Below are 12,376 nucleotides of genomic sequence, written 5' to 3' on the forward strand. Positions count from 1 at the left end.
AACACCTGAAATTTCGCCAGAGAGCAGCGCAAATGAACTTTCCTGACCTGGACCGGTTTGACCGGTCGATTCTGAGAATTCTGGCCGAGGATGGGCGCATTTCGGTCGCCGATCTTGCGCGCGAAATTGGTCTGTCGAAATCACCGACACAGGCGCGCCTGAAACGGCTTGAAGCAAGCGGGGTGATCAAAGGATACCGGGCGATGCTGGATCCGATCAGACTGGGGCTGGACCACGTTGCCTTTGTCGAAGTGCGCCTGACCGATACCCGCGAAAAGGCACTGGCCGAGTTCAATGCGGCTGTCCGAAAAACTGCCGAGGTCGAGCAAGCCCATATGATTGCTTCGAATTTCGACTATTTGTTGAAGGTCCGCACAGCCACGATGTCAGAGTATCGTCGTGTTCTGGCCGAAAAGATTTCATCCATGCCGCATGTCGCCAGCACCTCGACCTTTGTGGCGATGGAGGCGGTTAAGGAAGCCGGCAGTTTGGGTGGGTTCGAGCATCAGGCTTGACGGATCAGGATTACGAGCCATCCTTGGTACATGACACACGCTTTCCTCTTTGCTCTTTCTGTTGTTGCCTTGTCTTGTGCGGCGCACGCCCAGTCCTGCCCTGATGCTCCGGATCATTCAGAAGGTGTGGATGCGCTAATCAATCAGGTTCGGAAGGCAGAATCGCAAAGTGATGCGCGCGCCATTTCCAACCAGATGTGGGAGCTTTGGACGGACGCGCCGGATGCGCGTGCGCAAGGCTTGCTGGACCGGGGAATGGCACGGCGGGAGGCTTGGGATTTACTGGGCGCGTTGGAAGAGCTTGACCAGCTTGTCGATTACTGCCCGAACTACGCCGAAGGCTACAATCAGCGTGCGTTTGTGAACTATCTCAGACAAGACTTCGCTGCTGCCTTGCAGGATCTGAATGTCACGATCGAGTTGTCGCCGAACCATATAGGTGCGCTGAGCGGTCGCGCCTTGTCATTGTTGGGTCTGAAGCGCCTTGACGACGCGCGCGCTGCCCTTGCCGCGGCGCTAGAACTTAACCCATGGCTGTCAGAGCGGGCATTGTTAGAACCCGGCGGTCTTTTGGAACCGCCCGGTCAAGATATTTGACGCCGGGTTTTCGAAAGAACCGAAAGGGAAACCTAACCTTTTTGCGGGCAAACTGGTTGTGTTGGACCCATCCGAGTTGTTCACTGGCTATCATATGGCATGACTACTGGCTGACGGACGCGTCTATCGACGCTGAGCATCATTGGCGAATACACCAGCGAGGCGCTGATGATCCGTGTCGATCGCAAGTTCAACTCAACCGATGCGCTGAATGCTTCAACGCCCGGTTCCGGGATGAGCTGCTCAACGGTGAAATCTTCTACAGCCTAAGGAAGGCGCAAATCCTGATTGAGCAATGTCGTGTCCACTATCACTCCGTCAGGCCGCACAGCGCGTTGGGCTACCGCCGGCCTGCGCCCGAAAGCATCGTCCCGATAGACCAGAGGCCCACGGTGCAGTAACAAACAAACCGGACCACCCGATAGGGGCTGACCCGAAGGCGCTGAAGGCGGCAATGTTGAATATCCTGCCGAACACAATGTGGGCCACTTGTACATAGCCAAACCCGATTTGGCGGCGCATTACAAATGCTGTGATCCGACCAACTCTTTCATTCCGGGGGTCGGGAAGATGTCCAAGGCGCGAACCTACCGGTGACTATGTCAGATGGGATTTGGGCGCGTGTGATAGGCATCCAGCAGAGCTTTGCCGTTTTCATAGAACGCAGTTTCGCCAACCAGTTCTGTTACACCGTAGCGATCCAAATCGGCTTTCACGTCTGGCTCGACCAGCGTGAAAACCAGCCGTATCCCCTTGGATTGCAGGAAATTGGCGATACTGCGCAACGTGAACCCGGCTGTGAAATCGACAACGTCAATTGCCGAGGCGTCGATGCAGAACCATGTCAGTTTTCCGTCTGCGTTCTGAACGATTGTTGTGACTTCCTCGGTGAATATCTGCATGTTCGCGTAGTACATGCCGTGGGAAAACCGGTAGATTACCAGACCGGGCTCGAATTGGTTTGGTGCTTCCAATCCCTTTGAACGCCAGCCACCGGACTCGGTACGCAATACTACCGAATTCTTTGGGTGGTATCCCCGGCGTGTGTGGTCGACCAAAGACAGGACCATGGCAAAAATGACGCCTTGCTCGACACCAACCAGAACAACCACGGTGGCGGTTGCCGTGGCAACCCAGAACTCGGACCGGGCCTGCCTGTAAATTGTTGCCATTCCGTGCAGGTCGATCAGCTTGAGACCGATCAGGAAAACGATGGCCGAAAGTGCTGCTGTGGGAAGATAGGCTAAAGGCTTGGTCAGAAACAGGATAACCAACAGGACTATTACCACTGTTGTCAGTTGCGCCACCTGGCTGCGCCCTCCGGCGCTGGCGACCATCTCGGTCTTTGTGGGGCTGCCATTGACCACGAATGTCCCCGTGAATGCGGCTCCGAAATTCGCAAGACCCAGTCCGATCAGGTCCGTGTTTTCGTTGAAAGTCTCATCATATCTCGAGGCGTATGCCCGCGATGTGGCGGCGCTTTGTGCCAGAATAACAACGAAGATGGACAAGGCCGTGGGGAGCAATTGTTTGAACAAGGTCCAGCTCCACTGCACGTCCGGGATCGAGAACGAGGGCAAACCGCCGGCAACCTCTCCCAACACCGAAATTCCGGAAGTGTTGAATGAAAAGGCCCAACTGCACAGGATCACCCCGACAATGGCAACCAACGGCCCCGGGATTTTGCGCGACAGTCTTGTGCATCCCAGGACAATGCCCAACACGGCTGATGTGACGATCACGGTTGGCCAGTTGACGTTGGATATGTTGAAGTAAACGTCCTTCAACCTTGCAAGTGTTCCGTGCCCAGCGGATTCGATGCCCAACAATCCGGGGATTTGACCCGTTGCAACCTGAATGCCCACGCCGGTCAGAAAGCCGACCAATACCGTTCTGGACAGAAAATCAGCCAGAAACCCCAGCCCGATGACACGCGCGGCAATCAAAAGCATAGCAGCCATAAGCGCCAGCAAGGACGCCAGTGCCAGATACTCAGACGTTCCGGACATCGCCAAGCCCGCCAGTCCCGAGGCGGTGATGGCTGCAGTCGCCGAATCGGCGCCGACAACAAGGTGTCGGGACGATCCGAACAGCGCAAACAGAGCCATGGGAATCAGGATCGTATACAGCCCGGACATGACCGGAGTGCCGGCGATTTTGGTGTAACCCATGACTTCAGGGATCGCGAGGCAGGCAAAACTCAGACCAGCCAGCATTTCCGCCGGAAGGCGCGCGCGGTCAACAGGCAGAATGCCCTGCAGGATTTGCAGACGCGCCGCTCTCTGATTTCTGTCCTTTTTTCCATGGGTTACCCTATACCCATTCAACCAGCGAACCGAATGTTCGAACCGTCGGGCTATCTTACAGGCAAATTATCACAGGTAAATTGGGTGGTCTGACGTGCTGCTTTTTCCAGTTTTTCAGTTATTTTCGCCGAACTACGGGAATCCCCCAATTTCGCAAACTGCCGATCAGGGGTAAACATGACTTACCGTACTTACCACACACAAACACGGTATTTACTTTCCCCGATGAGGGGCTGGTCACACCCCCTCGGCCGGCCCCTCTTAACTTTTAGGGGTTCACGAAGGCCCAAATCACTCGTTTTAAAACTGACATCGTGTGAACGTACTTAGTTTTGGATCAATTTGGTCACGAGTGACGGCAGTGTTTCCGACGCACTGTAAGCAACGGTGTGCGGTATGCTGGCCACCGGGGTTTTGCGGTACCCTTCCGTGAACAGCAGAAACGGTATCTTGGCGTTTACAGCTGTTTCTGCGTCGACCTCGCTGTCGCCGACATACAAGCGTGTGCCCGAGGTCCCAAGTGCTTTGAAGCTTTCCAGCAGGTGGCCCGGATCCGGTTTGCGAATTGGCAATGTATCACCGCCGAAAACAACGTCGAAGAATCGGGATAGGTTGAGCGCCTCCAGCACGTGACGTGCGGGTGCTTCGGGTTTGTTGGTGCAGATACCAAGAACGCAACCCATCTGTTTCAGTGTTTCCAGGGCTTCGGGAACTCCGGGGTAAGGCTCTGTCGTTGCACTGACCGCCGCATTGTAATGCTTCAGTGTCTGTTGGGTCAGTTCCGCGTGGCGATCCATGGGCAAATCACAGTGTCGCATCAAACGCTCGACCAGTTTGGGAAGGCCATTGCCAACAAACCCTCTGATCACATCAACGGGCACAGGATCGTGACCCAGACCGTTCAGCGTTTTATTGGCCGCTGCTGCCAGGTCCCCGACGCTGTCGACCAACGTTCCATCCAGATCAAAAACAACTGCTGCGGTCACGTTTTGCTTGCCTTTCAACACCCGCCCCAAGTCTTAACCCGTCGTTTTCAGGGGCGCAATCGGCTCAATGACGCCTGATTTGAAACAGCGCTTGACATTCCTTACTAAAATAATCAGATTTAATGACAGGAACGGAAAGCCAACCCTCTCGGGTCAGCCAGATAAAACGAAACGCAACAGGTATGGCACCATGCCGACTCGCTCTGGAGATGCCCCGATGAACGTACAGAACCCGACCCCAACCCAAGGTTATGCTGTCTCGATGCTGCCTGCGCACAAGGCCGAGGATTTGACCAAAGGTGGCCACCTGGCCCATATCGAGTTGGGTGACCAATTGTATACCCTGCGCATCACCCGTGCAGGTAAACTGATCCTGACGAAATGAGCGCGCATTCATTGCGCGGCGGTGCCGCGGTCGGCCGTCTGGCGGATCTTGATCCAGTCGAAGCGGGTGCGGTGATGTATCTGCGGATGTGGAGCCAGGGTGAAAGCGGTCGCGCTGATATCGCGAGCGATTTTTGCATAGCGCTGGGATCAGATTATGGGCGTGCCGCCATGCTGACGCTGGATCGTCTGTGTTCGCTTTGCGCAACGCATTGTCGACGCCCGCTAATCAGGCACGGTCTGGGGTGTGCATGTCTGGGCGCGGATGAGAATTGTTTTGCCCAAATGGTTGCCGCCGCATCCGAAGGGGCACGCGAAGACGCGATGATGATGGCGTCACTGATCGTGCGCCCGGATTTTGCGCCTGCTCTGGCATCCCTGTCGGAGGAACTGGGCCTGACGCTCCGGCGTATGACGACGGGAAATGCGATTCCGACGACAGGCCACGATACCCGCACTGCCGTTTTGCATTGACTGTGCTTGCAGGACGGTCAAACCCCGGCAAAGCGCCGGGGTCAATCCTTCAGCAGCACCCGCATCCCGCGTGGTGATGGTCGTGACCGCAAACCGGAGCAGGAGAGAAGTCACCGACCTCGGACAGCACGTCCCTTAGCGCCCACAGGATCATGTCCACATCCTCGGCCTCAATCGTCAGCGGTGGGCGGATTTTCAGGATGTTGTCCTTTGGTCCCTCACTGCCGATCAGAATTCGGTGATCACGCATCCGATTTTTGACATAGCTGCAAATCTCGGTTCCTTCGGTTCCGTCGGGATTGATCAGCTCAACACCCAGAAACAGTCCCATGCCCCGTACGTCGCCAACGCAACCAAAGTCGGCTTCGATCTGGCGCAGCCCCGCCATCAGGCGCTCACCCATCTGACGCGCATTGTCCTGCAGGCCTTCGTCATCGACGATGTCCAATACTTCCTTGCCGATCCGGCAAGACAGCGTTGATCCGCCAAAGGTCGAGAAGAATTCTATCCCGTTATTGAAGCTGTCGGCAATCGCCCGCGTCGTCACCAGCACACCCAGAGGGTGCCCGTTACCAATGGGTTTACCCATCACCACGATATCAGGAAGCGCGCCCTGATGTTCAAATCCAAAGTAATACTCACCCAGGCGACCCAGACCAGTCTGCACCTCATCTGCTATGCAGACACCCCCGGCGGCACGGATTTTTTCATAAACCGCTGGCAGGTAACCTTTGGGCGGAATGATTTGTCCACCGACAGACGGGAAAGTTTCGGCGATGAACCCGGCCAGACCCTGACCCCGGTCCTGCAAGGCAGCAATGGCCGGGTCCACAAGATCAGCAAATTTCTGCGCCCGATCCGCATCGTCACGCTTGAACGAACCGCGATAGTCGTCTGCAACTTCAACCAGTTCAACCCAGTCGGCTTTCCCGATGCCGCCCGGTTTGTTGAACTTGTAAGCCGATATCGCCACAGCCGCATTCGTATTGCCGTGATAGCCATGGTCTGGCGTCACGATCCCCTTGGTCCCGGTATGGGCACGGGCAAGCCGCAGGGCCAGTTCGTTGGCTTCAGTTCCGGAATTGACGAAGAAGCAGACCTCGAAGTGATCGGGCAGTTTGGACAGGATCCTGTCGGCAAAAGCTGTCTGTGCCGGATGCAGGTATCGTGTATTCGAGTTCATCCGCTTCAACTGATCCGACGCTACGGCCTGAATGCGGGGATGCGCATGACCCACATGAGGGACGTTGTTATAGGCGTCCAGATAGGGGCGGCCCCATTCGTCAAACAGGTGATGTTTCCACCCGCGTACCAGCATGACAGGGTCATCATATGTCAGCGACAGGTTGCCGCCAAAGTGGTCGCGGCGGCCCTGCAGGATCGCCTGCTTGTCGGTGGGTTGGTAGAAAACCTTGTAATCCGACAGGTTCAGCAAGGCCGCCGGGTTCGGGCAGATCGCGTGCCATAGCTCCATCTCATCCGGGTCGCCGACACCGGGCCAATCCGCTTCCATGCCATCGGTGGTCAGCGCTAGCTGGAAATGCACATGCGGGGCCCATCCGCCATTCTGGTTGGCGTCGCCCAATCGGGCAAACGCTGCCCCTTGTGCCACCGGATCACCGGGTTTCAACCGGTCACAGCATTCCGGGTCCAGATGACCATAGAGTGTGTAGAACGGATCGCCCTCGGGCGTTTCATGGTGCAGGATAATTACCCCACCGTAATCGAGGTGCTGATCTCGGTTCTCGACCACCTCGACCCGCCCGCTCATTGGCGCGTGCAGCACCGTCCCTGCGGGTGCAAACACATCCACCGCCAGATGCACTGTTCGCCGGTCCGAGGCTTTCCATGGCCCTTTGCGAAATCCTGGCTCGGCATAGATCAGGCGGGGTTCGTTGTAATAGCCCAGCCACAGCCCTTCGCCGTATTCCTCGCCAACACGTGCGGCCTCGGCCAATGGCATGTGGAAAGGGTTCTGGGGCCACACGCAATTTTCAACCGACAACGACCCCATCGGAATATCGCTTAGGTCCTGACCGAACATCTGGGAAAACCGGCCGCGATGTCCTTGCAGATACGCATGGATGCGTTCTGCGCCGTCCACGACCGGCAGCCCGCACGCTGCCCGAAGACGCGCAGACATCAGCCCGCCATTGACGGATGCATTCTCAAGAAACCGCCACGCAGGTGCCTGAGAGATTGTCACATATGGGTCGTCCGGGTTTTCGACTGCCATCAGGGTCGAGTTGAGGACAGACACTGCCAATCGCATCCGCAGCAGCGGCCAGATCAGGTCGATCTCCTCGGCTTGCAGCCGGTTTGCGGCATGGTATCCCCGCACAAGGGCAGTCAATGCCCGCTCGGGTCTGGCATGATCTAGCACCACATAGGCCCCGGCGATCGCAAGATCACAGACGCGCGGTGCCGCACACATGTCACCCAGATCAATCAGGCCGGAAACCTGCCTCGGCTCACCCAATTCGCCTTTAACCAGAATGTTATAGTCATTGGCGTCGTTGTGAATGGCCTGTTTCGGCAGGCGCCCCAGCCTATCCGTGATCACCGTGAATTCGTTGCAGATATCCCGAAGCAACGCCCGACGCGCGGGATCGCTGATGGCGCCCAGCTTGTCACTGATCCAACCCGCTTGCGTCAGGTCCCATTTGAAATCTGGGCGGTGCAAAGCTTCATGCTGAAACCCCTTCAGAGCGCGATCCGTTGCGCCCAGAACACGACCCAATTTCAGGATCAGTTCTTCGGATTTCGGGTTCGCTTGTGCATAGCAGCGCCCGGGCAGGCGTTCCTGCAACCACACCAGCCGCGATTTCCCTTCGGAATCGGAAATTTCCGGCAACATTGCGCCGTTCAACGCCGGGAACACCTTTGGAAACGGCAACCCGGGAGCTTCCGAGGCGATATGCGCAAGTGCTTCGATCTGAAGATCTACCAGACCCGCATCGCACCCCGCGCGCATGACTTTCAGCACATAGTCCTGACCATTTGTGGCTTGCGCCAGAAAGTTCAGATCATATTCGCCATCCAGCCGGGTCAACCGTGCGTCCAGCCCCCAGTTTAGGCGCAGCGCGTCCGCCCAGAAGTTCACCAAATCGTTCATGCCTTTCTCCGTCCCGCTCATCCGGGATCCTCTTCATCTGGCCGAAAATATCCTCGGGGGTGAATTGGCCCAAAGGGACAAGAGGGGGCAGACAGCCCCCCGACCCCTTAATCCAAGGCACGCAAACGTTTGAACAGCGATGACGTGTCCCATCGCCCGCCGCCCAGTTTCTGCACGTCCTTGTAGAACTGATCGACCAGAGCGGTCACCGGCAGAGACGCACCGGTTTCATTGGCCGTATCCAGACAAATCCCCAGATCCTTGCGCATCCAGTCCACAGCAAAGCCATGTTCGAACTGATCATTCAGCATGGTTTCATACCGGTTTGACATCTGCCAGCTGCCAGCCGCACCCTGGCTGATCACCTCAACAACGGCCTTCCCGTCCAGGCCCGCTTTTTCGGCAAAGTGCAAGGCTTCGCTGAGACCCTGAACCAGACCGGCAATCGCGATCTGGTTGCACATCTTGGTCATCTGGCCCGCGCCGCTGGCTCCGAGTCGACGGCAGATTTTGGAATAGACATTCATCACCGGCTCAGCCGCATCATAAGCTGCCTGATCACCGCCACACATTATCGAGAGAACGCCGTTTTCAGCACCTGCCTGACCACCCGAAACAGGGGCGTCTACAAAAGCGATACCCTGAGATTGGCCAGCAGCGTAGAGCTCGCGTGTGACCTTTGCTGAAACTGTCGTGTGGTCGACAAAAATGGCCCCGTCGGACATGCCCTGAAACGCGCCGCCCTCTCCGGTGCAAACCGCGCGAAGGTCGTCGTCATTGCCGACGCAGGCCATGACAAACTCAGCACTCTTGACGGCGCCTTTCGGAGTGGTCGCCATCGCGCCGCCATGCTGCGCGACCCAGGCCTCGGCCTTGGTGGTCGTACGGTTGTAAACGGTGACGTCATGGCCTGCGGCTTGCAGATGTCCGGCCATGGGATAGCCCATGACACCAAGGCCAAGGAACGCGACTTTTGCCATTTTGTGATCCTCTCCGCTGTTCGGTCGGCTTTAGCGAAACAGGCCTGACCGAAATCTCTGGCGAAGACAAAGCAAAGCTGCGCCCAAAGGGCAACCCCAAGTCAGCCTTTCCCGCCCAGATCTCGCAGGATTGGGCAATCGGGCCGGTCGTCCCCCGCGCAGGCCTCGATCAGATGGCTCAGCGTATCGCGCATGGCGTTCAGGTCAGAGATCTTGGTTTCAATCTGAACAAGATGATCGCGTGCAACCTGTTTCACGTCGGCACTGGCACGGGTTTCATCTTCGTAGAGTGCCAGCAGGGTCCGGCAATCCTCGATGGTGAACCCAAGCGCCCGGGCGCGGCCCAGAAAGTTCAGCTTGTGCACGTCCTGGTCGCGAAACCGGCGGTAGCCATTGTCGTCGCGCATTGGTTTGATCAGGTTGATGTCCTCATAATACCGGATCGTCTTGGCGGGCAGGCCGGTGCGCGTGGAAACATCTCCGATATTCATGCGCGCACCTCTTTGGTGGCCGTACCTGAGGCTTCCGGCACGCTAGCGCGAATACGGCGCAGGCGCAGCGCATTCGAGACCACAAAAACGCTCGATAGTGCCATTGCACCAGCTGCCAGCGCCGGGGACAGCAGATAGCCGCCAAACGGGTACAGCGCACCGGCAGCCACCGGTATCAGAAGGACATTGTATCCGAAGGCCCAGCCCAAATTCTGGCGAATATTCCTCATTGTCCGGCGGCTGATCTCGGTCGCATTCGCGACGCCCCGCAAATCACCGGACATGAGGACAACGTCGGCTGTTTCGATGGCCACATCCGTGCCGGTTCCGATGGCGATGCCGATATCAGCCGCCGCCAGAGCGGGGGCGTCGTTGATCCCGTCACCGACAAAGGCCAGCACTCCGAACCGGTCCCTTAAGGCCGTGATTGCGTCTACCTTGCCATCAGGCAGTACCTCGGCAGTGACATGATCAATCCCCAGCCGGTCGGCCAGAGCCCGCGCCGTGCGTGCGTTGTCACCCGTGATCATGGCCACGGTCAAACCCATCTGGTGCAACCGTTCCAGCGCTTCCACTGTGCCGGGCTTGATCGGGTCGGAAACGGACAAAGTGGCCGCTGCCTGCCCACCCAGAGCGACGAACAGAGGGGTTGCCCCCTGTGCGGCACGGGCTTCTGCCTCATCCGCCAGGGCTCCAAGGGTGATCCCACGCTGCTGCATCAACCGGTGCGACCCGATCAACACGTCGCGGCTTTCAACCAACCCTTGCAGGCCAAGCCCGGTAAGCGAACGGACATCCGATACCTCTGGCAGTGTCGCGGGCCCCGCGCGGGTGATGGCGGATGCGATCGGGTGTTCCGACCGTGCCTCAAGGGCTGCAGTCAGCCGCAGAACCTCCTCCCGGTCAAATCCTTTCGCCGTAGTCACGCTGTCCAGTTCGGGGCGCCCCAGCGTCAGGGTTCCGGTCTTGTCCAACGCAATGACGCGCGCCTGCTGAAGCTGTTGCAACGCATCCCCCTTGCGGAACAAAACCCCGAGTTCTGCCGCACGCCCGGTGCCCACCATGATCGAGGTTGGGGTCGCCAACCCCATAGCGCAGGGGCAGGCGATGATCAGAACTGAAACACCTGCGACAAGCGCCAGGGGAAGGGCCGGGCTGGGGCCGAAGATCAGCCAGAGCGCGACGGTGATCACCGCAACAGCGATGACCGCAGGAACAAAGCGATAGGTAATCCGATCCACCAACCCCTGGATCGGCAGCTTCGCGCCCTGCGCCTGCTGCACCATTCGAATGATCTGTGCCAGAGCCGTGTCGCCGCCGACGCGGGTAGCGCTTACCCGTAAAGCGCCGGTGCCATTCACGGTGCCGCCGACAACAGGCGCGCCTGCCGACTTGCCAACAGGCACTGGTTCGCCCGTGATCATGCTTTCATCGACGTAAGAGGTGCCTTCAAGCACTTCGGCATCCACCGGTACACGCTCGCCGGGGCGGATGTGCAGGATATCTCCGACAACAATTTCGGCGATTGGCCGGTCCTGTATCTGTCCATCCAGTTCGACCCGCGCGGTTTTTGGTTGCAAACCCACCAGTTTTCGGATCGCAGCTCCTGTTTTGCCTTTGGCGCGCGCCTCCATCAACCGGCCGAGCAGGATCAGAACCACGATCACCGCGGCCGCTTCGAAATAGACATTGGCGGTACCTTGCGGCAGCAGGCCGGGCGCGAATGTGGCCGTGACCGAATACAGATAAGCCGCGCCGGTCCCAAGCGCTACCAACGCGTTCATGTCCGGCGTGCCTTGCAACAGCGACGGGATACCTTTGCGGTAAAACACACGGCCCGGTCCGATCAGCAAAGCCGAGGTCAGGGCAAACTGAATCAAATGGCTCGTCTGCGTTCCAATGGTCGCCTGTATCCAATGGTGGAAGGCGGGGATCATGTGCCCGCCCATCTCAAGAATGAATACGGGCAGGGCTAGTGCCGCTGCCAGTATTGTGGAACGGACCAGCCGCTGAATTTCACCGTCTTCCCGGCTTTCTGGTTCCGCAACGCCTTGGATACGCGCGGGGTATCCAATTTCGGTAACAACCTGAGCCAGCGCCTCGGGTGTAGTTGCCGCTATAGCATAAGTTACCGTGGCCGTCCGAGTTGCCAGATTGACCTGTGCTTCGATCACGCCAGCGGTGGATGCCAACGCGCGCTCGATCTTGCCAACGCAGGATGCGCAGTTCATGCCCTCGAAACTCAGATCCGCTTCACTAGTTTCAGCCGGATAGCCAGCTGCATCCAGCGCCGCTGTCAGTGCCGAGACCGGCCCGTCAAATGCCACCTGCGCTGTTTTGGTCGCGAAATTGACCGAGGCCGCATCAACACCAGACACATCACGCAGTGCAGCCTCGACACGGCCCACACAGGATGCGCATCCCATGCCGGTGATTTTCAGTTCTGTCAGTGCTTCTTGCGCCATGCGACTCATCCCAAGTGGTTTTCTGCCCTCCAGATGGGGGTTCCAGTGACGGGAAGGTCAAGG

Annotated in this window: 9 protein-coding genes and 3 pseudogenes; 6 read left to right on the forward strand and 6 right to left on the reverse strand. The window is 58.0% G+C overall.

Going from position 1 to position 12,376, the window contains the following annotated elements; translation table 11 throughout:
• Positions 1 to 32 precede the first annotated feature (32 nt).
• From ACR0CE_RS05610 to ACR0CE_RS05625, 4 genes and pseudogenes are all read left to right on the forward strand, one after another.
• Complete coding sequence (locus ACR0CE_RS05610) at positions 33 to 515, forward strand: Lrp/AsnC family transcriptional regulator (protein ID WP_480475581.1); 483 nt, start codon at positions 33 to 35, stop codon at positions 513 to 515.
• Between the two features lie 30 nt (positions 516 to 545).
• Complete coding sequence (locus ACR0CE_RS05615; protein WP_480773740.1) at positions 546 to 1,112, forward strand: tetratricopeptide repeat protein; 567 nt, start codon at positions 546 to 548, stop codon at positions 1,110 to 1,112.
• A 197-nt stretch (positions 1,113 to 1,309) separates the two neighbouring features.
• Positions 1,310 to 1,513, forward strand: a pseudogene (locus tag ACR0CE_RS05620) (integrase core domain-containing protein); the annotation flags it as partial.
• 58 nt (positions 1,514 to 1,571) lie between these two features.
• Positions 1,572 to 1,709, forward strand: a pseudogene (locus ACR0CE_RS05625) (hypothetical protein); the annotation flags it as partial.
• 5 nt (positions 1,710 to 1,714) lie between these two features.
• On the opposite strand, the gene ACR0CE_RS05630 reads toward ACR0CE_RS05625, so the two are convergent.
• Complete coding sequence (locus tag ACR0CE_RS05630; protein WP_480831356.1) at positions 1,715 to 3,328, reverse strand: SulP family inorganic anion transporter; 1,614 nt, start codon at positions 3,326 to 3,328, stop codon at positions 1,715 to 1,717.
• Positions 3,329 to 3,744: 416 nt separating this feature from the next.
• A complete protein-coding gene (gene gph / locus ACR0CE_RS05635; protein WP_480831358.1) occupies positions 3,745 to 4,404 on the reverse strand; it encodes a phosphoglycolate phosphatase in 660 nt (219 codons plus the stop codon).
• A 217-nt stretch (positions 4,405 to 4,621) separates the two neighbouring features.
• Between gph and hemP the strand changes: the two genes are divergently transcribed.
• Both hemP and ACR0CE_RS05645 read left to right on the forward strand, forming a co-directional pair.
• Positions 4,622 to 4,789 carry a hemin uptake protein HemP gene (hemP, locus tag ACR0CE_RS05640; protein WP_209504713.1) on the forward strand — a complete coding sequence of 56 codons (168 nt, stop codon included), beginning with the start codon at positions 4,622 to 4,624 and terminating at the stop codon, positions 4,787 to 4,789.
• Positions 4,786 to 5,262 (forward strand): hypothetical protein, encoded by a 477-nt coding sequence (locus ACR0CE_RS05645; RefSeq protein ID WP_480475589.1) that lies wholly within the window; start codon positions 4,786 to 4,788, stop codon positions 5,260 to 5,262. Before hemP ends, ACR0CE_RS05645 begins: the two co-directional genes overlap by 4 nt.
• A 49-nt stretch (positions 5,263 to 5,311) precedes the next feature.
• On the opposite strand, the gene ACR0CE_RS05650 is transcribed toward ACR0CE_RS05645, so the two are convergent.
• From ACR0CE_RS05650 to ACR0CE_RS05665, 4 genes and pseudogenes are all read right to left on the reverse strand, one after another.
• A complete protein-coding gene (locus tag ACR0CE_RS05650; RefSeq protein WP_480831823.1) occupies positions 5,312 to 8,377 on the reverse strand; it encodes an aminotransferase class III-fold pyridoxal phosphate-dependent enzyme in 3,066 nt (1,021 codons plus the stop codon).
• A 107-nt stretch (positions 8,378 to 8,484) separates the two neighbouring features.
• Positions 8,485 to 9,363 (reverse strand): annotated as a pseudogene (locus ACR0CE_RS05655) (NAD(P)-dependent oxidoreductase); the annotation flags it as partial.
• A 95-nt stretch (positions 9,364 to 9,458) separates the two neighbouring features.
• The gene (cueR, locus tag ACR0CE_RS05660; RefSeq protein ID WP_480831360.1) at positions 9,459 to 9,848 is read right to left on the reverse strand and encodes a Cu(I)-responsive transcriptional regulator; all 390 of its coding nucleotides are present in this window, start codon (positions 9,846 to 9,848) and stop codon (positions 9,459 to 9,461) included.
• Entirely contained in the window at positions 9,845 to 12,313 is a 2,469-nt protein-coding gene (locus tag ACR0CE_RS05665; protein ID WP_480831362.1) for a heavy metal translocating P-type ATPase, read from the reverse strand. Before ACR0CE_RS05665 ends, cueR begins: the two co-directional genes overlap by 4 nt.
• Positions 12,314 to 12,376: the final 63 nt, after the last annotated feature.

This window comes from Ruegeria sp. L11 (assembly GCF_056531755.1).